At 67.6% G+C, this 20,234-nt stretch carries 24 protein-coding genes and 2 pseudogenes; 13 read left to right on the top strand and 13 right to left on the bottom strand.

All coding sequences use genetic code 11. The annotated features are described in order from the left end of the window. Positions 1-315: 315 nt before the first annotated feature. Positions 316-408: pseudogene (locus tag ACRDU5_RS21180) on the top strand (PPOX class F420-dependent oxidoreductase); the annotation flags it as partial. On the opposite strand, the gene ACRDU5_RS21175 reads toward ACRDU5_RS21180, so the two are convergent. After that, complete coding sequence (locus ACRDU5_RS21175; protein ID WP_526616927.1) at positions 409-795, bottom strand: DUF3224 domain-containing protein; 387 nt, start codon at positions 793-795, stop codon at positions 409-411. 163 nt (positions 796-958) lie between these two features. Between ACRDU5_RS21175 and manT the strand changes: the two genes are divergently transcribed. Genes manT through mmpH form a run of 3 tightly spaced genes read left to right on the top strand, consistent with a single transcriptional unit; the run spans position 959 to position 3,985 of the window. After that, positions 959-2,194 carry an MMP alpha-(1->4)-mannosyltransferase gene (manT, locus tag ACRDU5_RS21170; RefSeq protein ID WP_526616925.1) on the top strand — a complete coding sequence of 412 codons (1,236 nt, stop codon included), beginning with the start codon at positions 959-961 and terminating at the stop codon, positions 2,192-2,194. Beyond that, positions 2,188-2,919, top strand: a complete 732-nt coding sequence (locus tag ACRDU5_RS21165; RefSeq protein ID WP_526616923.1) for a class I SAM-dependent methyltransferase — start codon at positions 2,188-2,190, stop codon at positions 2,917-2,919. The genes manT and ACRDU5_RS21165 overlap by 7 nt, the downstream gene beginning before the upstream one ends. Positions 2,920-2,938: 19 nt before the next feature. Next, positions 2,939-3,985 carry an MMP endo-(1,4)-3-O-methyl-alpha-D-mannosidase gene (mmpH, locus tag ACRDU5_RS21160; protein ID WP_526616922.1) on the top strand — a complete coding sequence of 349 codons (1,047 nt, stop codon included), beginning with the start codon at positions 2,939-2,941 and terminating at the stop codon, positions 3,983-3,985. Here mmpH and ACRDU5_RS21155 read toward each other — a convergent pair. Further along, entirely contained in the window at positions 3,982-4,659 is a 678-nt protein-coding gene (locus ACRDU5_RS21155) for a class I SAM-dependent methyltransferase (protein WP_526616920.1), read from the bottom strand. The genes mmpH and ACRDU5_RS21155 overlap by 4 nt on opposite strands. Before the next feature lie 54 nt (positions 4,660-4,713). Between ACRDU5_RS21155 and ACRDU5_RS21150 the strand changes: the two genes are divergently transcribed. Then, the gene (locus ACRDU5_RS21150; protein WP_526616919.1) at positions 4,714-5,283 is read left to right on the top strand and encodes a TetR/AcrR family transcriptional regulator; all 570 of its coding nucleotides are present in this window, start codon (positions 4,714-4,716) and stop codon (positions 5,281-5,283) included. Here the strand turns inward: ACRDU5_RS21150 and ACRDU5_RS21145 are convergent. Continuing rightward, complete coding sequence (locus ACRDU5_RS21145; RefSeq protein ID WP_526616917.1) at positions 5,280-5,900, bottom strand: TetR/AcrR family transcriptional regulator; 621 nt, start codon at positions 5,898-5,900, stop codon at positions 5,280-5,282. The genes ACRDU5_RS21150 and ACRDU5_RS21145 overlap by 4 nt on opposite strands. 119 nt (positions 5,901-6,019) lie before the next feature. On the opposite strand from ACRDU5_RS21145, the gene ACRDU5_RS21140 reads away from it, so the two are divergent. Beyond that, positions 6,020-7,348, top strand: a complete 1,329-nt coding sequence (locus ACRDU5_RS21140) for a cytochrome P450 (RefSeq protein ID WP_526616915.1) — start codon at positions 6,020-6,022, stop codon at positions 7,346-7,348. A gap of 12 nt (positions 7,349-7,360) precedes the next feature. After that, positions 7,361-7,807 (top strand): YiiD C-terminal domain-containing protein, encoded by a 447-nt coding sequence (locus tag ACRDU5_RS21135; RefSeq protein ID WP_526616913.1) that lies wholly within the window; start codon positions 7,361-7,363, stop codon positions 7,805-7,807. 9 nt (positions 7,808-7,816) lie between these two features. Here ACRDU5_RS21135 and msrA read toward each other — a convergent pair whose 3' ends face one another. Continuing rightward, complete coding sequence (gene msrA / locus ACRDU5_RS21130) at positions 7,817-8,356, bottom strand: peptide-methionine (S)-S-oxide reductase MsrA (protein WP_526616933.1); 540 nt, start codon at positions 8,354-8,356, stop codon at positions 7,817-7,819. Between the two features lie 53 nt (positions 8,357-8,409). Between msrA and ACRDU5_RS21125 the strand changes: the two genes are divergently transcribed. Genes ACRDU5_RS21125 through ACRDU5_RS21115 form a run of 3 tightly spaced genes read left to right on the top strand, consistent with a single transcriptional unit; the run spans position 8,410 to position 10,383 of the window. Then, a complete protein-coding gene (locus ACRDU5_RS21125) occupies positions 8,410-8,808 on the top strand; it encodes a hypothetical protein (RefSeq protein WP_526616912.1) in 399 nt (132 codons plus the stop codon). Positions 8,809-8,851: 43 nt separating this feature from the next. Further along, the gene (locus ACRDU5_RS21120) at positions 8,852-9,358 is read left to right on the top strand and encodes a nuclear transport factor 2 family protein (protein ID WP_526616910.1); all 507 of its coding nucleotides are present in this window, start codon (positions 8,852-8,854) and stop codon (positions 9,356-9,358) included. Beyond that, positions 9,355-10,383 carry an NAD-dependent epimerase/dehydratase family protein gene (locus tag ACRDU5_RS21115; RefSeq protein ID WP_526616909.1) on the top strand — a complete coding sequence of 343 codons (1,029 nt, stop codon included), beginning with the start codon at positions 9,355-9,357 and terminating at the stop codon, positions 10,381-10,383. The genes ACRDU5_RS21120 and ACRDU5_RS21115 overlap by 4 nt, the downstream gene beginning before the upstream one ends. 33 nt (positions 10,384-10,416) lie before the next feature. Here ACRDU5_RS21115 and ACRDU5_RS21110 read toward each other — a convergent pair whose 3' ends face one another. After that, a complete protein-coding gene (locus tag ACRDU5_RS21110; protein ID WP_526616907.1) occupies positions 10,417-10,782 on the bottom strand; it encodes an STAS/SEC14 domain-containing protein in 366 nt (121 codons plus the stop codon). A 218-nt stretch (positions 10,783-11,000) separates the two neighbouring features. On the opposite strand from ACRDU5_RS21110, the gene ACRDU5_RS21105 reads away from it, so the two are divergent. Further along, positions 11,001-11,807: a class I SAM-dependent methyltransferase gene (locus ACRDU5_RS21105; RefSeq protein WP_526616931.1), complete on the top strand. Its 807-nt coding sequence runs from the start codon at positions 11,001-11,003 to the stop codon at positions 11,805-11,807. Here ACRDU5_RS21105 and ACRDU5_RS21100 read toward each other — a convergent pair. Beyond that, entirely contained in the window at positions 11,795-12,265 is a 471-nt protein-coding gene (locus ACRDU5_RS21100) for a DUF4262 domain-containing protein (protein WP_526616905.1), read from the bottom strand. The genes ACRDU5_RS21105 and ACRDU5_RS21100 overlap by 13 nt on opposite strands. A 78-nt stretch (positions 12,266-12,343) precedes the next feature. Between ACRDU5_RS21100 and ACRDU5_RS21095 the strand changes: the two are divergent. Both ACRDU5_RS21095 and ACRDU5_RS21090 read left to right on the top strand, forming a co-directional pair. Beyond that, a pseudogene (locus ACRDU5_RS21095) lies at positions 12,344-13,356 on the top strand (NAD(P)/FAD-dependent oxidoreductase); the annotation flags it as partial. 133 nt (positions 13,357-13,489) lie between these two features. Further along, positions 13,490-13,867, top strand: a complete 378-nt coding sequence (locus tag ACRDU5_RS21090) for a DUF427 domain-containing protein (protein WP_526616903.1) — start codon at positions 13,490-13,492, stop codon at positions 13,865-13,867. Here ACRDU5_RS21090 and ACRDU5_RS21085 read toward each other — a convergent pair. From ACRDU5_RS21085 to crtI, 7 genes are read right to left on the bottom strand one after another with little or no spacing between them, the layout of a single operon-like run. Continuing rightward, positions 13,864-14,865: a DUF5914 domain-containing protein gene (locus ACRDU5_RS21085; RefSeq protein ID WP_526616901.1), complete on the bottom strand. Its 1,002-nt coding sequence runs from the start codon at positions 14,863-14,865 to the stop codon at positions 13,864-13,866. The genes ACRDU5_RS21090 and ACRDU5_RS21085 overlap by 4 nt on opposite strands. Continuing rightward, positions 14,862-16,388, bottom strand: coding sequence for an FAD-dependent oxidoreductase (locus tag ACRDU5_RS21080; RefSeq protein WP_526616900.1), 1,527 nt, complete (start codon positions 16,386-16,388; stop codon positions 14,862-14,864). Before ACRDU5_RS21080 ends, ACRDU5_RS21085 begins: the two co-directional genes overlap by 4 nt. Continuing rightward, positions 16,385-17,104 (bottom strand): class I SAM-dependent methyltransferase, encoded by a 720-nt coding sequence (locus ACRDU5_RS21075; protein ID WP_526616898.1) that lies wholly within the window; start codon positions 17,102-17,104, stop codon positions 16,385-16,387. The genes ACRDU5_RS21080 and ACRDU5_RS21075 overlap by 4 nt, the downstream gene beginning before the upstream one ends. Further along, positions 17,101-17,433: a lycopene cyclase domain-containing protein gene (locus ACRDU5_RS21070; RefSeq protein WP_526616896.1), complete on the bottom strand. Its 333-nt coding sequence runs from the start codon at positions 17,431-17,433 to the stop codon at positions 17,101-17,103. Before ACRDU5_RS21070 ends, ACRDU5_RS21075 begins: the two co-directional genes overlap by 4 nt. After that, positions 17,430-17,774 (bottom strand): lycopene cyclase domain-containing protein, encoded by a 345-nt coding sequence (locus ACRDU5_RS21065; RefSeq protein WP_526616894.1) that lies wholly within the window; start codon positions 17,772-17,774, stop codon positions 17,430-17,432. Before ACRDU5_RS21065 ends, ACRDU5_RS21070 begins: the two co-directional genes overlap by 4 nt. Before the next feature lie 2 nt (positions 17,775-17,776). After that, complete coding sequence (locus ACRDU5_RS21060) at positions 17,777-18,721, bottom strand: phytoene/squalene synthase family protein (protein ID WP_526616892.1); 945 nt, start codon at positions 18,719-18,721, stop codon at positions 17,777-17,779. After that, entirely contained in the window at positions 18,718-20,232 is a 1,515-nt protein-coding gene (gene crtI, locus ACRDU5_RS21055; RefSeq protein ID WP_526616890.1) for a phytoene desaturase family protein, read from the bottom strand. Before crtI ends, ACRDU5_RS21060 begins: the two co-directional genes overlap by 4 nt. Positions 20,233-20,234: the final 2 nt, after the last annotated feature.

Genomic DNA, 20,234 nt, shown 5'->3' with positions numbered 1-20,234 from the left:
ACCAGGCAACCCGCCAACTCGTCGTCGGCCCGCGTGTCACCACCAACATCGGATAGTCGAGCAGCGACATCACTCTGTTGAAAGGCTTGGCGCCGTCCATATGTGTCGGTGCTTACCACATCCGGCGCTACTTGCCTGGCGGATAGGAAACTCTTCCCTTTGAGGGCTGAAATCTGACTTCCCGGCGATTACCCAACCGCGACTTGATCACGACGATGAATGTCGTCCCTACCGGGAACCAAACCGACATTAGGAAGACCCATGCTTGCGACAGCACCGACTGATACCACTCGGCCAGCTCATGAAGAAACCGTGCGGCTGCGGAGGGTCGATCAGGGCAAATGCCTGATCCGGATAACGCCGCGGCGCTGGGGTTTGGTGGCTACCGGCGGCTTCCCGCCGGGCTGATCAGACGCCGTCGAGGTCCAGCGTGATGGAGCCGGCCGGATCCGCACGGAACTTCCCGGTGCCAGCCGCGCCGGCGAGATCATCGGTGCCCGACACCACGCGCAACGTTGCTGTGGCGACGCCGTCGGAGAAAACGCCGTCGTGCAGCAGCACCAGGCCGCCGCGCTTACCGCCGACCGTGCCCGTTATGTGTTCGATGCCGACGTAGGTCGCGGTCTTGTCCGGCTCGTAAGCCACCAGCCACTTCGTCATCGACGTGCCCTCGATGTCTCCGGTGTACCTCTTGGAAACCAGGGCCTCGGTGAGCTTCGACGCATCGTCCCCGTCCTCGAAGGGGGTTTCGTCCCAGTTCGCGATCTCAAAGCGGGCCTCAAGGTGTGCGGTCATAACGCCTCGATTACCCGATGCCCGCTGCCATGAATCTGCGGGCCTGCGCGCGACGTGGAATCGCGACTGTGGTAGTCAGAGGGGTGGCCGCGTTGCGTCAGCTAGCCTGTCAAACTATAGTCTGGACACATGTCCAGGGGCCTGCCGTCGAAGTGAACTGACAATGCGCATCGCCCTACTGTCCTACCGGAGCAAGACGCACTGTGGTGGGCAAGGCGTTTACGTCCGCCACCTGAGCCACGGCCTCGTCGAACTCGGCCACGACGTCGAGGTGTTCTCCGGGCAGCCCTACCCCGAGGTACTCGACCCGCGGGTCCGGCTCACCGAAGTGCCCAGCCTCGACCTGTATCGCGAACCGGACCCATTTCGCATTCCGTGGCCGACCGAGATCAAGACGGGCATCGACCTGCTCGAGTTGCTGACGACGTGGACTGCCGGCTTCCCGGAGCCCCGGACGTTCAGCATGCGCGCCGCCCGGATCCTGGCCGACCGCCGCGCCGACTTCGACGTCGTGCACGACAACCAATGCCTCGGCACCGGGCTGCTGAAGATCGCCGAGTCGGGTCTGCCGGTGGTGGCAACGGTGCACCATCCGATCACCCGGGACCGCATCCTTGATGTCGGCGCCGCGCGGTGGTGGCGAAAACCAATGGTGCGCCGGTGGTACGGCTTCGCCGAAATGCAGCAGAAGGTCGCTCGTCAGATCCCCGAGCTGCTGACCGTGTCGTCGACATCGGCGGCCGACATCGCCGAGGACTTCGGGGTTTCCCCCAGCCAGCTGCAGGTGGTGCCGCTGGGGGTGGACACCGAGCTGTTCAAACCCGCCGAGCGGCGGGTCCGGAACCGGATCATCGCCATCGCCAGCGCGGACGTGCCGCTCAAGGGCATCAGCCATCTGCTGCACGCGATCGCGCGGCTGCGCGTCGAGCGCGACCTCGAGCTTCAGCTCGTCGCCAAGCTGGAGCCCAACGGGCCGACCGAGAAGCTGATCGCCGAACTCGGCATCTCCGATATCGTGCACAGCTCCAGCGGATTGGCCGACACCGAGTTGGCCGACCTGCTGGCATCGGCCGAAGTCGCCTGCATTCCCTCTCTGTACGAAGGCTTTTCACTGCCCGCGGTGGAGGCGATGGCCAGCGGCACACCGATCGTCGCCAGTCGCACGGGCGCGCTGCCCGAGGTGGTCGGCGCCGACGGTGAGTGTGCGCGGTTGGTCCGGCCCGCCGATGTCGACGAACTGACCAGGGTGCTCGGCCAGCTGCTGGACTCGCCGCAGGAGTTGCGCCGTCTCGGCGTCGCCGGTCGCCGTCGGGCGCTCGAGGTTTTCAGCTGGGAATCCGTTGCGGCGCAGACCGTCGCCGTATACGAGCGGGCCCGGACCCGGGTGGGGCAGTGCTGACCGTCGACTTCGACCGGATGGGCATCGGTGCCGGCACGAAGGTGATCGATGTCGGCTGCGGCGCGGGTCGGCACAGCTTCGAGGCATACCGTCGCGGCGCAGACGTCATCGCATTCGACCAAAACGCGGCCGACCTGAACGATGTCGACGAAATTCTGCAGGCGATGCGGGAACAGGGCGAGGTACCGGCGTCGGCCAAGGCCGAGCCGGTCAAGGGCGATGCGCTCGAGTTGCCCTACCGGGACGGAACTTTCGACTGTGTGATCGCCTCCGAGATCCTCGAGCACGTGCCCCAGGACGACCGGGCGATTGCCGAACTCGTTCGCGTCCTCAAACCGGGTGGCCTGCTTGCGGTCACGGTTCCGCGCTGGCTGCCCGAGCGGGTGTGCTGGGCGCTTTCCGACGAATACCACGCCAACGAGGGTGGACACATCCGGATCTACCGGGCCGACGCGCTGCGTGACAAGGTTCTCGCGCACGGCCTGCGGCTCACCCACAGGCACCACGCACACGCCCTGCACTCACCGTTCTGGTGGCTGAAATGCCTTGTCGGCACCTCGAACTCGGATCACCCCGCCGTGGCGGCGTACCACAAGCTGCTGGTCTGGGACATGGTGAGCCAACCGTGGCTGACCCGCCGGACCGAAATGCTGCTGAATCCGCTGATCGGCAAGAGCGTGGCGTTGTATTTCCAGAAGCCGGTGGTGCCCGTTGCTCCAGATTAACAAGCCGGACGTCCCGAGCGTGCCCGGCGTGTTGACGCCGGCGCAGTGCCGCCAGACCGCGCAATCGATCGCCGCGACACAAGAATCCTCGGGCGCCATCCCGTGGTCCGACGGTGGCCACACCGACCCGTGGGATCACGTGGAGAACGCGATGGCACTGACCGCCGCCGGGCTCCTGGAACCCGCGGGCGCCGCGTTCGATTGGTGCCGGACCAGCCAGCGGCCGGATGGCTCCTGGCCGATTCAGCTGCGGAACGGCGTGATCGAAGACGCCAATAGCGACAGCAACTTCTGCGCCTACGTCGCTACCGGGGTTTGGCACCACGTGCTGATCACCGACGATCGGCGGTTCGCCGAGGCGATGTGGCCCGTCGTCACCAAGGCCATCGAGTTCGTCCTGGACCTACAACAGCCGGACGGCGAAATCGTTTGGGCTCAAAGCGACTCCGGACCCGAGCCGGACGCGCTGCTGACTGGGTGCGCGAGCATCTACCACAGCATGCGGTGTGCGCTCGCGCTGGCGGACTACTTCGATGACCCCCAGCCCGAATGGGAGGTGGCCGTCGGGCAGCTGGGCCACGCGATCGCTCGCCACCCCGAGGCCTTCGTGTCCAAAGACCGATGGTCCATGGAGTGGTATTACCCGGTGCTGGGCGGCGCACTGCGCGGCGCGGCGGCGCGGTCCCGCATCGATGAGAGATGGGACGACTTCGTCGTTCCCGGCTTGGGTATCCGCTGCGTCGACGACCGACCATGGGTGACCGGAGCCGAAACGTGTGAGCTGGTAATGGCATTGGACGCCATCGGCGACTCGGCGCGAGCGCGCGAGCAGTTCGCGGCCATGCACCACCTGCGCGAACACGACGGCTCGTACTGGACCGGCCTGGTGTTCGCCGACGGCAAGCGCTGGCCCGAGGAGCGCACCACCTGGACCGGCGCGGCGATGATCCTGGCCGCCGACGCGCTGTCATCGACCACCGCGGCGAGCGGCATCTTCCGCGGCGCCGGGCTGCCGCGCGGCCTGGAAGGCGAGTTCGACTGCGCCTGCGCTACCAGCGGTCGCTAGCGTCGCGACGTCTTACCAAGAACGCCGGACGCGCGTTCCAGCACCCGCATCGACCCGGTGGCCGAAACCTCACGGAAGTCGCCGGTGTCCAACGCCCGGCGGTAGATGTGGTAGGGCGCCTGGCCGCCGTCGTTGGGATCCGGGAACACGTCGTGGATGATCAGCGCGCCGCCGACGTCCACCCACTTGGCCCAGCCGTCGAAGTCGCGCTGCGCGGCTTCTTCGGTGTGGCCGCCGTCAATGAACAACAGCCGCAACGGCATTCGCCAGCCGCGTGCCACGACCGTCGACTTCCCGACGATGGCAACGACGTGATCGTCGAGGCCTGCGGCGTCGAGGGTGTGCCGCAGTGTCGGCAGCGTGTCGAACCGGCTGCTGACGGCATCGACCAGCGAGGTGTCGTGGTACTCCCAGCCGGGTTGATGTTCTTCGGATCCGTGGTGGTGGTCGATCGTGTACACGACTCCGCCGGCCTGCTGTGCCGCGGCCCCCAGCAGCAGCGTGGACTTGCCGCAGTATGTGCCGATCTCCACTCCGGCGCCGTCGCCCAGATAGCGGATCGCTGCGTCGTACAGCGCACGACCTTCGTCGGCGGGCATGAAGCCGGCGACCTGTTCGGCGAGCGCGAACAGTCGGGCCGCGGAAGCGGGTAGGGCAGTGTCGGTGTGGCTCATCGCCGTCCAACCTACCGTTGCTGGCCCCCGGTAGTTGTAGTAGCGTCCGGACATGTGTCCAATCCGGCCCTGGAGTCGACTCGGCGCCGTCTGACCGCCAAGCAAGCCGACACCGTCGAACGGCTGGGTAAGGCCGCAGTCGAGATCTTGACCCGGGACGGATTTGCCGGCCTGACCGTGCGTCGAGTGGCGGCCGAGGCCGGTGTGGGGGCGGCCACCGCCTACACCTATTTCTCCTCCAAGGAACATCTGGTGGCCGAGGTGTTCTGGCGCCGGCTGGCGGCGGCGCCGCTGGCCCCACCCGAATCCGAGGATCCGGCGACCCGGGTGATCGAAGTGCTGCGGCGCATCGCGCTGCTGGTCGCCGACGAGCCGGAGTTCGCCGGCGCCGTCACCACCGCGCTGCTGGGCAGGGATCCCGATGTGGAGGTGCTGCGGCTGCGCATCGGCCGCGACATCCACGACCGTCTGACCGCCGCGCTCGGCGAGGGCCGCGACCCCGACGTGATCGAGTCGCTGGAGCTGCTCTATGCCGGTGCACTGGTGCGCGCGGGCATGGGTTACGGCTCGTATGCCGATATCGCCGACCGGCTGGAAAAATCCGCGCGGCTAATGCTGGGCTAGCTTCTCCGGCCCGCGCCGAGGATGGCGATCGAACCGGCCACCGCGGTCTCGACGATGTCGCGGACGTCGGCGCCGTCTTCGACGGCGAGCGCACTCAGCTCACGCAGCCCGCCGAACAGCAGCACGGCCATTCGAGGGGTGATCGGCTCGATGTGTGCGCGCCGGAATCCGGGGTTTCTGCTGAGGTCTATGAACATATCGGTGAATGCCGCCATGCCGCGACGTTGAAGGGCGCGCACGTCGTGACCCAGCGCAGGAAGTTCGCGAATCCAGCTCAGCGATATCGCGGGATTCGCCTCGAGGTCGTCCACCCAGGCCTCGACCGCCTGGCCGATCTGGTCCCGCCAGTCCGCTTCGGGATCGACCGCGGCGCGAATGCGGGCGATCATTTCCCGGTTGCCTGCTGCCAACAGCTCGACGAAGCACTCCTCCTTGCTGGAGAACTCGCCGTAGAAGGTGCGCTTGGAGGTGCGGGCGTGCCGGACGATGTCGGCAACGGTGGTGTCGCGATAACCGCGCGCGCTGATCGATGCGGCCAGTCCGTCGAGTAACCGGCGTCGAAAAGGGCTGGCCGCGTCGTCAACGACGACGGGCTGCCAACCCTCGGTAACGGTCACGACATCAATCCTTCCGAATTTCTCCCAGTAAAGCTTGTCAGGACACGGTACCGCGGAGTACCGTCGGACAGAACGCACGGTACGCCCTGGTACCACACGATGGTTGGGAGTGAACTGGCATGACTGACGTAGCCACCGTCGACACGCAAGCCCCCTCGACACCGGCCAAGCGGCCGCCGGTGGTGCGCCTGCCAAAGCCCGTCCAAATGGTCTTGCTGGCGGGCTTCCGCCGCTGGGCGCTGCGAAACGGTGTGAAGCGTTACGGGCCTGTGTTCGCCATCAATGTTCCGTTCTTCGGCCGCAGCGTGGTCGTCGCTGACCCAGCGCTGGCGCGGCAGGTGTTCCTCGCGAGCACCGACGACTTGATCAATGTGCAGCCCAATCTCAGCAGGATTTTCGGCCCGGGTTCGGTGTTCGCCCTCGACGGCGTCGAACATCGGAGGCGGCGCAAGCTGCTCGCGCCGCCGTTCCACGGCCAGAGCATCAAGAACTACGAGAAGGTCATCGAAGAGGAAACCCTGCGCGAGAGCGCCAATTGGCCTGAGGGCAAGGAGTTTCGGGCGCTCGAACCGATGAACAAGATCACGCTGAACGTCATCCTGCGCACCGTGTTTGGGGCCGACGGCGCGGAACTCGATTTTCTGCGCAAGATCATTCCGCCGTGGGCCAAGTTGGGCTCGCGGATGGCGACGCTGCCAGAGCCGCCGTTCAGCACGGGGCGCTACAGCCCTTGGGGCCGGCTGGCGGAGTTCCGCCGAAACTTCGACCGGACCGTTTTCGCGCTGATCGACAAGGCCGAGGCCGATCCGCGCCTCGACGAGCGCACTGACATTCTGGCGCTCTTGCTGCGCAGTCGATACGACGATGGAAGTCCGATGTCGCGCCAGGACGTGTCCGACGAGCTGCTGACGCTACTGGGCGCCGGGCACGAAACCACCGCGTCGACGCTGGGCTGGGCGTTCGAGCGGTTGCGCCGCCATCCGGACGTCCTCGCCGAGCTTGTCAAGGAGAACGACGAGGGTGGCAACGAATTCCGCCAGGCCACCATCCTCGAGCTGCAGCGGAACCGTACCGTGATCGACTTCGCCGGCCGCCATGTCGCGGCGCCACACTTCGATATCGGAGAATGGCGGATTCCGCACGGTTACACCGTGATGATTTCCCTCACCAACGTGCACGCTAATCCGGACATCTTCCCGAATTCCGAGCGCTTCGATCCATACCGCTTCGTCGGCAAGAGGGCGCCGACTGCCTGGATGCCATTCGGCGGCGGGACCCGGCGCTGCATCGGCGCTGCATTCGCCAACGTCGAGATGGATGTTGTGCTGCGAACGGTCCTGCGGCACTTCGTGATTGACACCGACGACGTGCCGGACGAGAAGATACATTTCCGGGGCATCGCTTTCACGCCCAAGGACGGGGGCCTCATCACCCTGCACCGGCGTTAGTAGTCTCGTCGAATGAGCCTCGCCGACATGATGAACGGCGCCATGGAGGCAACCATTCCGCCGGCGCACAAAATGGGCATCAAGGTTGTCGAGGCGCGCCGCGGGTATGCCGCGACCATGGTGCCGCTGGCGGGCAACGGCAATCACTTCGGCGTCATGTACGCGGGTGTGCAGTTCACCGTCGCGGAGATCCTCGGCGGCATCATCACGATTGCGAGCTTCGATGCCGCCAAGTACTACCCGCTGGTGAAGCGGGTCGATATCCAGTTCACCGGCATGGCACGCAGCGACCTTCATGCCGAGGCAAGCCTCGACGAGGAGGAGATCGGACGCGTCGAAGCCGAAGCCGCCGAGAAGGGAAAAGCCGACTTCACCCTCGACGCGGTGGTCAAGGACGAGACGGGCCAAACCGTCTCCGTCACACAGGGGCTCTACCAGCTGCGAGCCCACGGCTCCTAGCTAGCTTAGCTAAGCGCCCTGGGTCTCCCGCCGCGGTAGCTTCCAATCCGGCCGCACGAAGTGGCAGGTGTAGCCCGACGGGTAGCGCTCGAGGTAATCCTGGTGCTCGGGCTCGGCCTCCCAGAAGTCGTTGGCCGGGCTGACCTCGGTCACCACCCTGCCCGGCCACAGGCCGGACGCCTCGACGTCGGCGATGGTGTCCAGCGCGATGCGCTTCTGCTCGTCGTCGACGTAGAAGATCGCCGACCGGTAGCTGGTGCCGACGTCGTTGCCCTGCCGGTTCTTCGTGGTCGGGTCGTGGATCTGGAAGAAGAACTCCAGCAGCGTCCGGTAGTCGGTCTGCGCGGGGTCGTAGACGATCTCGATCGCCTCGGCGTGCCCGGGGTGGTTGCGATAGGTGGCGTTGGCGTTATCACCGCCCGTGTAGCCCACCCGGGTGGACACCACGCCGGCCAGCTTGCGGATCAGGTCCTGCATGCCCCAGAAGCAGCCGCCCGCCAGGATCGCCTTCTGATGTTGGGTCTGATGCTCTTCGCGCGAGTCGCTCATCGCAGTCACGCGTCCAACGGTATACCGGCGGTCGGCGTCGCTACCGTGGACGCATGCGCGCAGCGATGACCACGGCACTGGCCGCCCTGCTTTTTGTTGCGCCCGCTGTCCCGGCCGCAGCCGATACAACCGCACCACCAGAGGTGCCGCCTGGGGGCGTGGAGTTCACCGCCAATGCGGCCATCGTGAATCCCCATCCGCTACGGGTCGATTCGTGGAGCCGCGCCGACAACGACCAAGCGGTGGCGGTGCATTTCACCCTCGGTCCGCCCGAGTGTTACGGCGTGCACGCCACCGTGCAGGAGACCACCGAGACCGTCACCGTGGAATTGCGCAGCGGGACGCCGCCGGAGGCCGTCGGCCGGATGTGCATCATGATCGCGCTGTCCGGCACGCTCGATGTGCCGCTGCAGGCCCCGCTCGGCGACCGCCAGGTGCTGGTCGCGTACTGAGCACGCTCGACAAACACAGGTAGAACGTGTTCTAGTTCTTCACGTGACGAGCAAGGTCTTCACCCGCGAGGAGCTGGCTGCGGCGTTCGAGAAGTTCGAGGCGACGGTGGCTCGCGCCGCCGAGACCCGCGACTGGGATTCCTGGGTCGAGCAGTACAGCCCGGATGTCACCTATGTCGAGCATGGGGCGGGCACCATGCATGGCCGCGAAGAAGTCCGTGCCTGGATCTGGAAGACGATGGAGAGCTTTCCCGGCAGCTACATGACGGCGTTCCCCTCGCTGTGGACCGCGTTCGACGAGTCGACCGGCCGGGTGATCTGCGAGCTGGACAACCCGATGCGCGACCCGGGGGACGGCACGATCATCAGCGCAACGAACATCTCCATCGTCACCTATGCCGGTGACGGGCAGTGGTGCCGGCAGGAGGACGTCTACAACCCGCTGCGGTTCGTCTCGGCGACGATGAAGTGGTGCCGCAAGGCCCAGGAGTTGGGCACACTGCCCGATGAGGCGCTCGGCTGGATGCGCCAGTTCGGGGGCCAGAAATGAGCGCGAAACCGAAGCTGGTCATCGGTGCCAACGGTTTTCTCGGCTCGCACGTCACCAGGCAGCTGGTCGCCGACGGACACACCGTGCGGGCCATGGTGCGCCCGAACGCCAACACCATCGGGATCGACGATCTATCCGTCGAGCGGTTCCACGGCGACATCTTCGACAGCGAGACACTGCGCGAAGCCATGGCCGGCTGCGATGACGTCTACTACTGCGTCGTCGACACCCGCGCCTGGCTGTCCGACCCGTCGCCGCTGTTCCGTACCAATGTCGAGGGCACCCACAACGTGCTCGACGTGGCCGTCCAAGAAGGGATCGCTGCCGGCCTCAACCGGTTCGTCTTCACCAGCAGCTATGCGACCGTCGGGCGGCGCCGCGGTCACCGCGCCACCGAAGACGACATCGTCGAAGACCGCGGGCTGACGCCGTATGTCCGATCGAGGGTGCAGGCCGAGGAGTTGGTGCTGCAGTACGCGCGTGAGCACGGGCTGCCGGCCGTCGCGATGTGCGTGTCGACCACCTACGGCAGTGGCGACTGGGGCCGCACCCCGCACGGCGCGATCATCGCCGGGGCGGCGTTCGGGAAGATCCCGTTCGTGCTGCGCGGCATCGAACTCGAGGCCGTCGGCGTGGTCGATGCGGCCCGGGCGATGATCCTGGCCGCCGAGCACGGCCGGGTCGGCGAGCGTTACCTGATCTCCGAGAAGGTGATCAGCAACGCCGAGGTCATTCGCATCGCGGCGGAGGCGGCCGGCGTTGCGCCGCCGACGAAGTCGATCCCCCTTCCGGTGGCCTACGCGCTGGGCACGTTGGGAACCGTTAAGGCACGGGCGCGCGGCACCGACGAACGTCTCACTCTGGGCTCGCTGCGGCTGATGCGCGCCGAGGCGCCGGTGGACTGTTCAAAGGCTCGACGCGAATTGGGTTGGCAGCCAAGGCCGGTGGAGGAGTCGATCCGCGAAGCGGCCACGTTCTGGGTGGGCCTGCGGGAAGCCAAGCGCAAGAGCAAGACTGCCGGTTAGTTCCCCGCGATAGATTTGTTCGATGGGTAGCGTTCATGCGCGCAGCCATTCCCACGCATGGTTGAGTTGATTGCGACGAAAGGTTCGCAGTTCCCCGTTCATCAGCAACGTCGCGGGTGCTTTCACGCACCATTCCTCCCACTTCGGGGCGCCCACCATCGCGATCCTGTCGAAGTCACGCCGATGCTTCAGACAGAAGATCGTGTTAGCCCAGGCCGCGGCAATGCTCCAGCCCTGAAAAGACTCGTCCATCAGGAACAACACCCGCAGCGTTTCGAAGCGCGCCGCCAGCGACTCGATACGCGGTGCGAGCACATCACGGTAGTCGAGCCGGCTCAACTTTCCGCTCGCCGTTATCCCGAGGATGCTCTCGGTGCTCTGGGTCATGAACTCGATCACGGCGCCGCCTCCAGCCAGCTAGTGCCCGCGTGGTGCATACATGATCACGGCCACCCCGGCCAGGCACACCAACCAGGCGCCACCAATCTCGGCCAGCGCAGCCACGACGAACAACAGAACAGAGCGCACCGCCATGGCCGTGAGCCTACGAAACTCGGCGAGGGGACGGGTCGCCACCGGCAGGACTAGCGTCGAATGGCGTGACCGATACCGACAAAGTGCATGTCGACCTGTCCGGTGCGCCGCAGACCATGTTGGCGACGCTGTATGCGAAGGCACTGGACGCCGACTTCGACAATCCGGTCCTGGGCGACCGGTACGCCAAGGAGATCCTCGAGCGCATCGACTACGACTGGAAGAAGACCGCGATCACGCCGCGTACCTCCCCGTCGGTGACCACTCGGACCGCGCACTTCGACAATTGGGCCCGGGAGTTTCTGTCCGCCCATCCCGAGGCCGTGGTGCTGCACCTGGGCTGCGGACTGGACAGCCGCTTCTTCCGGCTGGCACCCGGGCCGGGCGTCGAGTGGTACGACGTGGACTACCCCGACGTCGCAGCGCTGCGCAACCAGCTTTTTCCGGCGCGCGAGCACTACCACGTCGTCGCGGCATCCGTGACCGACCCGGGCTGGCTCGCCGACGTGCCGGCCGACCGCCCGACGCTGATGATCGCTGAAGGTCTGACCATGTACCTCACCGAGGAGGACGGCGTTGCGCTGTTGCGTCGGGTCGTCGAGCACGCCCCGTCGGGTGAGCTGCAGTTCGACGCGTTCAACCGGCTGGGCATCAAGTCACAGTGGATCAATGCCGTGGTGCGTCGCTCGGGTTCAACGCTGCACTGGGGCATCGACGGCCCCGACGACGTCATCGAGGCGGTGTCCGCTGTGCGGCTGCTGAGCTGGCTGTCGCCGTTCGAGTCGGCGACCTTCACCGATATCGCGTGGTACTACCGCGTGATGGCCAAGGTGATGTCGCCGGTGCCGGCGCTGCGCTACATGGCGCAGTACCACCGCTATGCGTTCTGAGGACCCCGCTTCCCCAGCACCGGTTGGCTACCCCGGCCTTCGTCGAAGTCGGGGCACCACGCAGAGTGGCCGCGCTCATCCCGCCACACGAGCTGTAGTGCCTTCACCTCGGGGCCGTAGAGCGCGATCGCGAAATTCAGGTGCGCATCGGGCTGGTCGACCGTCACGAATTCGAGCTTCTCTTCCCCACCCAGCTCCATCAGATCGCCGGGTGCGGGCTGAACCTCGCGCACGGTGTAGTTGGCCACCGCGTTCAACAGCCGCATCGCCCGTTCCGGGGATACTCCGGTCACGAGATACTCGGCGAAGCCGCGCTCGTGCAGCCCGATGGTGTACGCGAAAGGCTTTCTGTCATCCTCGACGTACTGCACGGCCCACTTGAACTTGCGGATCGTCGCGCGCAACTCCTTGAGATAGTCGGCGGTGGTTGCGCCTGGGTGATCGCATTGCCAGCACATGGTGCGTCCTTTCTCGGGTACTTGCCGCCACCATGCGCCCGTGGTCCGACAAGTGCCGCAGGGTGTCAGAATCACCCGGTGCCCTCCCCCGCGCCGATCAACGGCCAGGTCTCGCACTGGTTCGACGAATTGCCCGCCTACCGCGCACCGCTTCCCGGCGACCGCGACGCCGACGTCTGCATCGTGGGTGCCGGCTACACCGGCCTGTGGACGGCGTACTACCTGAAGCGCGCTGACCCGTCGCTGCGCATCGCCGTGCTGGAGGCCCGGTTCGCCGGGTTCGGCGCGTCGGGTCGCAATGGCGGCTGGCCGCCGAGGTCGACGAGCAGCTCAGCTGGAAGGTTGACGGCATCGCCGTGCTGACCAAAGATGAAGCGGCGGAACGGATCCGGCTCGACGGAGTGGTGGCGGCCTACCACAATCCGCACTGCGCCCGCATCCAGCCGGCCCGACTGGTGCGCGGCCTGGCCGACACCGTGCAGCGGCTCGGTGTCGAGGTCTACGAGCAGTCACCGGTCACCGCGATCACCCCCGGCGCGGCCACCACACCACACGGCACCGTCACCGCGCCTGTCGTGCTGCGCGCCACCGAGGGATTCACCGCCGCACTTCCCGGCCTCCGGCGGCGGTGGCTACCGATGAACAGTTCGATGATCGCCACCGATCCGATCGGCGATGACGTGTGGGAGACCATCGGCTGGCGCAGATGCGAGACCCTCGGGGACGCCGCGCACGGCTTCTTGTACGCGCAGCGGACGGTCGATGACCGCATCGCAATCGGCGGCCGCAGCGTGCCGTACCGCTACGGTTCACGCACCGATACCGACGGGCGGGTGCCCGAACGCACCATCGCGCACCTGGCCTCGACGCTGCGGGCGGTGCTGCCACAGATCCGCGACGTGCCGATCGCGCACGGCTGGTGCGGCGTGCTGGCGGTGCCGCGCGACTGGGAGGCCAGCGTCGTGCTGGACCGGGCCACCGGATTGGGCTGGGCCGGTGGATACGTCGGACACGGCGTCACCGCAACGAATCTCGCCGGTCGCACCCTGGCCGATCTGGTGCTCGACCGACACGGCCCGCTGACCGAGCTGCAGCGAGTGCTGATTCTGTAGTTGCCGCGCAAAAGTGCGAGTGGCGAGCACGACAACTACAGGTTCGGCATAAAAGCACCCCTAGACAGGTTGTCGACAATGAGATTGGAAATCCGCCCGTCAGGAGAGAGCCATGACCGACCGACCCGTACTCGAGCCCACCGACGCACATCCGATCACCGTGGAACCCACCGGCAAGCATGTGACGGTGCTGGTCAACGGCGAGCTCGTCGCCGACACGGACGACGGGTTGACGCTGCAGGAGGCCACCCTTCCCGCCGTGCACTACATCCCGATAGGGGACGTCGTGCAGGCCCTGCTGCAGCCCAGCGACACCGCCACGTACTGCCCGTTCAAGGGCGACGCCAGCTACTACCACGTGGCGACCGCCGCGGGCGACACCGTCGAGGACGTGGTGTGGACCTACCAGCAGCCCTACCCGGCGGTGGCCGCCATCGCCGGCCACGTCGCGTTCTACCCGGACAAGGCCGATATCTCGGTCGCCACCTAGCCGCGGGTGCGCACCAGGTAGCGCCGTTCGGCGTAGGCGAGGTCGTCGCGCCACAGCCGGGTGGCAGCCTGGCGAATGAACGGCGCGATCAGCGGCCTGCCGCGCAGGGCGTGCGCGAAGCCGGGACGGTCGGAGTGCGCGATGACCGCCTCCAGTACCGCGGTGCGCGGCAGTCCATCGGGCCCGGGGCCGACCGGTGTGGCGTGGGTTTCGACGACGCTGCCCGCCCCTTCGCCGTCGACGATGCGCATCACGATGGTGCGCGGTTCGGGGCTGGTGAACTCCGCGACGACCGGAATTCCGAACCGGCCGATCCGGAATGTCACGGCGACCAGAAAGCGGTCGGCCTCCTCGTCGGCGGCGACCGGGGGTGAGGACAACACCTCGAGCCGGGTGAACGAATACGGGTGATACCAGGCGCCGTGCCACGGGTCGAGCCGGTTGGCGATGATGTCGGCGGGCTCGCACGTGCCGACCAGCCGGGTGACGGCGTGCAGCCGGGGACCGTCCGGGCGCTCGGGCAGCAGCGGCAGTTCGGTCGGGTCCTCGCCGCCGACTTCGTCCAGCCGCACCCAGGCCAGCACACCGTCGTCGTGGGCCGGATGGGGCTTCCAGCCGAACTCGCGGCCGCCGGCCAATCGCAGGCCATGCCAGGGGCAGATCAACGCGCCGTCGTCGACCGTGCCCGTCGACAGGTCGGCCCCCAGGTGCGGGCAGGCACCCGGCCCGGCGTGCAATGCGCCGTCCGTGCCCCGCCACGCCACGATCTCCCGCCCGCCGACCGACGTACCGAGCGGTCGCCGGCGAATGGCATCGCTCGCGGCGAACGCATACCAATTGCCACTGGGCCTGCGCTGGGACCGGTCCAGTGCCGCGTCGATGATGGCGGGTTGTGCGTCCCGGTAGGTGGGTCGCTGGCCGGCCCAGCCGCCGCGCGGATGCACTTGGAACGGCGAGGTTTTCGACCACCGCGACCTGAGTCCGGCCAGCAAGCTCATCGCGCCGACTGCCTCTCTCGCAGGGCAAGCCGGCGCAGCGTTGGCGACCGGCCCTGAACCGGCACCGTGTGCAGGGCGTGTCCGGCCAATCCGAAGTGCGTCAACAAATGGTTCGCCGCCGACCAGCCGGTCGTCGCGGCGCGTTCCATCAGCGCCACCGGCAGATCGATGCGGATGCCGTCGCCGGCCAGGACGAGGGCGGGGTGCGGGGTGGTGACGGTCGGGCGGGCGGCGTGGTCGCCGGGTGCGAACCGGGGACAGTCGCTGCGGCACAGCACCCGCTCGTAAACCACTTGGGCCTGCGTGGTCTCCGGATACAGCTCGTGAAGCCGGGCGAGCATCCGGTCCCGCAGGCCGTCGCGCGGTCCGGTGACCGCGTACGAGTGCAGCTCGACCACGGAACCGCCGGCGCGGCCGGCCCACCCGGCCGCCTGATGTTCGTAGCGTTCCAACACGCTGACATTGTCCAGCGGCGGGCGTCCGCCCGTCCCCATAAAGGCCGACCGATCGGCGTGCACCGGCCGGTCCAGCCACAGCCGCTGCACCACGAACGGCGGCGCCGTGCGCAGGCCGGCGACCCGTGCCCGCCAGGCCGCGTCACCGAGCGAGGGGGAGCCATCGACGATGCGCTGCAGCCCGGTCACGTCCGCGGCCAGCACCACTCCGTCGCAGTCGAGATCGACTCCGGAATCGCAGTGCACCCGGAACCGCGGACCGGTCTGCACCGCACTCACCGACACGCCGGTGTAGAACCGGGCGCCGCGGGATTCCAGATAGGCCCGCAACGGGTTCCACAGGGCCACATCGAAATTGGCGTTGAACACGTCGAAAATCAAGCCCTCGCTGGAGCCGAGGAAATAGATGTGGAACATGGTGGCCAGCTCGGCGGCCGACAGGCCGGTGGGTTCGGCGAAGAAACTGCGGGAGAACACCTCGAACGCCAGGTGCCGGGCGGCATCGGGGAAGTTGATGGCGCGCAGGAAAGTGTCGGCGTCGATGTGGTCGAGCCGTTCGTAGATGTCGGGCACCGAAACGGCGGCCAGCGGCGCGGCCGCGCGGGCGTTGAGCCGGGCCAGGTCACGCAGCCGAAAGGTGGGGCTGCGCAACGCGAATGCCAGCGCGTTGAGCGGTGGTGTCTGCGGCAGACCACGGAACGTGTCACGCCTGCCCTGCCCGTCGACCAGCGGGTAGTCGTCAACCGGGGTCAGCATGGCAAGCCCGGAGTCGATGCGGTGCAACAGGTCCCGCAGGTTGTAGTACTGCCGGAAGAAGGCGTGGAAGCCGCGGTTCATAGCCAACTCGGTGCCGTCGTCAGCCTTCTCGGTCCAGCCTCCGACCCGCCCGCCGAGGTAGGACTCGCGCTCCACGATGTCGACGGTGACGCCACGCTCGACCAGCCCGGCTGCCGCCGCCAGCCCCGCGATGCCGGCACCCACCACGACGGCGTGCGGCGTCCTGCTCAGCTTCCTGGCGTGGGACAGACCGACCGGTGCGGGGTGTGTTGCGCGACGGGGATCGGTCATCGCGGTGCATCCGCGAGAAAGGTGTGCACGATGTTGCGCTGCCAGCCGGGCATCGTCTCACTGCGCACCGCGGTGAAGCCGTTGGCCCGCAGCCGGTTTCGGAAGGCATCCGCACCGTCGAAGTCGTTGACGCTGCGCCGCAGGTAGCGGTAGAGGCCGGCGTCGCCGGTGCGCAGCCGGCCCATCGGGATGATGATCGTCGCGCACACCGCGTTCCACATCGCGGTGGCCAGCCGGGAGTCGCGCACCGAGTACTCGTGCACCGCAAGTGTGGCGCCCGGGCGCAATAGCGCGCGGAACGCCCGCAGTTGGGCGTCGGGGTCTTCGAGATTACGCAACAGGTAGGCGGCGAGGATGCCGTCGAACGGCCCGTCGACGCCGGCGTCGGCGATGTCCTCGATGCGGCTGTGCACGAACCGGACCGTGGATGGCCAGTGCTTGGCGGCGGCCTCGGCCAGCATGCCCGACGACGCGTCGACCGCGACGATCTTGGCGTGCGGAGCGACGGCCAGCAGCGCCGCGGTGGACGCGCCGGTGCCACAGCCGGCGTCGAGCAGGCGCAGCCCGCGCCCGAGGTCACCGAGCCGCATGCGTCGGGCCGACAGCTGTAAGTGCTTGTGGTATCCCGGGTTCGCGCCGACCAGGCCGTCGTAGCCGGCCGCGCCGGCGTCGAACGCGGCGGGCACATGGGCGCGCGGCAGCCTCCGGGCGGTCACGTCGAGTCCTCGACGTCCCGATCGCGCAGCCGCTGCCGTTCCCACAACAACAGCGCCGCGGTCACCAACGCAAAGCCGAACAAGAAGTCCTCGACGGGGATGTCGAACGGAAACCTGATGCCGCTGGTGTGGTGTTCGTCGTAGATCACGATCGGCGCGCTCAGCTTCGTCAGCCATCCGTCGACGGGAATCTGGAAGCCGAACACGATCACCATCGAGATCCAGTACGCGGGCCGGCGGAACAGGCCGGTGCGCAGCGCGCCGAACTCCAGCGCACACACCGCGAGCACCGCCAGCACGGCGGGCAGCGTGTATCCCAGGCCGGTCACGACGACCGCTCCCGGTGGGCCAGCATCCGCTGTAGACGCGTCAGGATGGTGTCGACGGCGTTGTAGGTGAGCAGCCCGCACAGCGGAATGACCACGAAGAACAGCAGCTCCTCGATCGGGATACGGCCCGGCAGTTCGACGCCGGTCACGAACTGCGGGTTGTACGTCCACACATGCGCCGCGATCGCCACCGCATCCCACACCACGAACACGGCCGCCACCGGCAGCACCGCGCCCGCGGTGCGCCAGGCCTGCCGGTAGACACCGGCGCCGAACATTTCCAGCGGCGCGGTGATGAGCAGGCAGGCGGCCAGCACGATCAGGTACTGCCAGCGATCCATTGCTAGCTCTTTGCACTCAGCCGGGCGCGCCAGGCTCGCGCCAGCCCGATACCGGCTACCTGGAGCCGTCGTGTGGTGCCGACCGTCGCGCGCTGGCGGAAGATCGCGAACTGCATGCTCTCGATGCGCTCCAGGATTTCCGAGTACAGCGTGTATGCCGCCGCGACGCAGGGCCGCGACCGTGGGTGCAGCAATTCGATGCCCTTGCGGGCGAATTGGTACACCTGCCGGGTGGCGGTGTGCTGCTCGGCCAGCGCGCGGCGCACCCTGGCGTCGGTGCGCTTGTGGGCACTACACCACAGCAGCACGTCTCGGTCGACGCCGTAGGCGGCCAATTCGTCGACGGGCAGATAGATCCGGCCGCGTCGCAGATCCTCGTCCACGTCACGCAGGAAGTTGGTGAGCTGGAACGCTTTTCCGAGCGCGGCGGCATGCGGTGCGGCTTCCTCGCGGGGACCGACGGTGCCCAAAACCGGCAGCAGTTGCAGTCCAATCACCTCGGCCGAGCCGTGCATGTAGCGCTCCAGTGCGGCGCGGTCCGGGTAGTCCGTCACGGTGAGGTCCATCCGCATCGACGTCAGGAAGTCGTCGAACATCTCCCAGGCGATGCCGTACTTGCGTGCGGTGTGCACCACCGCCCGCAGCGCGGGGTCGTCACCGCAATCCCGATCCTGCACAAGCCGATTGAACAGCTGTGTCGCCAACTGCTGAAGCCGTTCGGCGCGTTCGGCGGTACTGCCGGTGGGGTCGAAGTCGTCGAGGATGTCGTCGGCTCGGCGGGCGAACCCGTAGAGCGCGTGGACCGCCGGTCGCTGCTCGGGCGCGAGTAGCCGGGTGGCGAGGAAGAACGTGCGGCCGTGTTCGGCGTTGAGCACCCGGCAGCGCGCATACGCGGTGCGCAGGGCCGGATCGTGAACACCGGCGGCGTCGAGCTCGGAGCGGATCATGGTCGCCGGCTCTCGATCGGGGCGGGGAGATGACGGGTCGCGACGCCGGTGACCCGGTCGGCGGCCAGTCGTCCCGACAGCAGGGCGGTCGGCACGCCGACGCCCGGCACGGTCGAGGAGCCGGCCAGCACCACGTTGTCGATGCCCCGGACGGTGTTGGCCGGCCGGAACGGCCCGGTCTGGGCGAAGGTGTGGGCAAGAGCGAACGGCGTGCCCGCCGCCATCCCCTGATGTGCCCAATCGGCGGGGTTGACGACGTGCAGCAGCTCGGCGTCGATGCCGAGCTGCGGGAGCCGGTCGGTGACGGCGGTGAAAATCTGGTCGGTGTAGGCACCACCGACACTTGCCCAATCGATGGTGCCCCGCACCAGATTCGGCGCCGGCGCCAGGATGTACAGCAGGTCGCGGCCGACCGGGGCCAGGCCGGCATCTGCGGCGGTTGGCCGGGTCACCAGCACCGACGGGTCACGCATCAACACCCCGTTGTCGATGATGTCGCGGAAGGTCTGCTCCCAGGCGTCCCCGAAAACAATGGTGTGGTGCGGCATTTCAGGACCCACGGCCCGGCAGCCGACATGCGCGACGACCGCAGACGGCGAGGGACGCAGCGGCAGCAGCCGGCGCGGGGTTCGGCCCAACAGTCGATATGTGTCCGGAAGTTCGGTGGTCAGCACCACCGCGTCGGCGACGATCCGCTCATCGTGATCGGTGTACACGGCGGTGACCCGGCCGTCGCGACGCTCCAGTCCCGATACGGCTGCGCCGTAGCGGAATTCGGCACCGGCGTCCGCGGCCGCGGCGGCCAGCGCGTCCGGCAGCGCCCGCATCCCGCCGCGCGGAAAGTACACGCCGGCGATGGTGTCCATGTAGGCGATGACCGCATAGACGGCGAGCGCCCGCTGCGGCGGAACCCCGGCGTAGAGCGCCTGGAAGGTGAAGATGCGTTGCAGCCGAGCATCGGTGATGAACCTCTTCACCACCCGATCCCAGCGCCGGAAGCCGCCAAGCGCCGCGAGCCGGGCCAGCTGCGGGGTCAACAACGACAATGGAGAGTCGAAGTTCGACGCGATGAACCCGTCGAACTCGACCCGATACAGCCGGTGCAGCCAGTCCCGCAGCCGCAGATAGCCGAGCGCTTGCTCGGGCCCGGCGAACCGCTCGACTTCGGCGGCCATCGTGTCGCGGTCGCTGTGCACGTCCAACCCGCTGCCGTCGGCGAAGGATGCGCGGTAGGCGGGATCGACGTCGAGCAGGTCCAGACGATCCGCGGCGGATTCGCCGACGGCGGCGAACGCCTCGTCGATCAGGTCGGGCATGGTGAGCACCGTTGGGCCGGTGTCGAGCCGGTAGCCGTCGACGTCCATCCGGCCGACCCGGCCGCCGGGCACGTCGCCGCGTTCCACCACCGTGACCGCGCGGTCACGCCCGGCCAGGTGCAGAGCGGCCGACAGACCCGCCAGGCCAGCGCCCACCACCACCACGTGGTCGGTCATTCCTCGGATGCTGCGCATGA

The sequence above is a fragment of the Mycobacterium sp. genome, from assembly GCF_050701515.1.
GTDB lineage: Bacteria > Actinomycetota > Actinomycetes > Mycobacteriales > Mycobacteriaceae > Mycobacterium.
This window is presented reverse-complemented; position numbering and strand designations above follow the sequence as displayed.

Coding starts and splice junctions, on each gene's coding strand:
- ACRDU5_RS21175 (WP_526616927.1), bottom strand. CDS start 795: ATGACCGCACACCTTGAGGCCCGCTTTGAGATCGCGAACTGGGACGAA.
- manT (WP_526616925.1), top strand. CDS start 959: ATGCGCATCGCCCTACTGTCCTACCGGAGCAAGACGCACTGTGGTGGG.
- ACRDU5_RS21155 (WP_526616920.1), bottom strand. CDS start 4,659: ATGAGCCACACCGACACTGCCCTACCCGCTTCCGCGGCCCGACTGTTC.
- ACRDU5_RS21140 (WP_526616915.1), top strand. CDS start 6,020: ATGACTGACGTAGCCACCGTCGACACGCAAGCCCCCTCGACACCGGCC.
- ACRDU5_RS21135 (WP_526616913.1), top strand. CDS start 7,361: ATGAGCCTCGCCGACATGATGAACGGCGCCATGGAGGCAACCATTCCG.
- msrA (WP_526616933.1), bottom strand. CDS start 8,356: ATGAGCGACTCGCGCGAAGAGCATCAGACCCAACATCAGAAGGCGATC.
- ACRDU5_RS21125 (WP_526616912.1), top strand. CDS start 8,410: ATGCGCGCAGCGATGACCACGGCACTGGCCGCCCTGCTTTTTGTTGCG.
- ACRDU5_RS21115 (WP_526616909.1), top strand. CDS start 9,355: ATGAGCGCGAAACCGAAGCTGGTCATCGGTGCCAACGGTTTTCTCGGC.
- ACRDU5_RS21100 (WP_526616905.1), bottom strand. CDS start 12,265: ATGTGCTGGCAATGCGATCACCCAGGCGCAACCACCGCCGACTATCTC.
- ACRDU5_RS21090 (WP_526616903.1), top strand. CDS start 13,490: ATGACCGACCGACCCGTACTCGAGCCCACCGACGCACATCCGATCACC.
- ACRDU5_RS21085 (WP_526616901.1), bottom strand. CDS start 14,865: ATGAGCTTGCTGGCCGGACTCAGGTCGCGGTGGTCGAAAACCTCGCCG.
- ACRDU5_RS21080 (WP_526616900.1), bottom strand. CDS start 16,388: ATGACCGATCCCCGTCGCGCAACACACCCCGCACCGGTCGGTCTGTCC.
- ACRDU5_RS21065 (WP_526616894.1), bottom strand. CDS start 17,774: ATGGATCGCTGGCAGTACCTGATCGTGCTGGCCGCCTGCCTGCTCATC.
- ACRDU5_RS21060 (WP_526616892.1), bottom strand. CDS start 18,721: ATGATCCGCTCCGAGCTCGACGCCGCCGGTGTTCACGATCCGGCCCTG.
- crtI (WP_526616890.1), bottom strand. CDS start 20,232: ATGCGCAGCATCCGAGGAATGACCGACCACGTGGTGGTGGTGGGCGCT.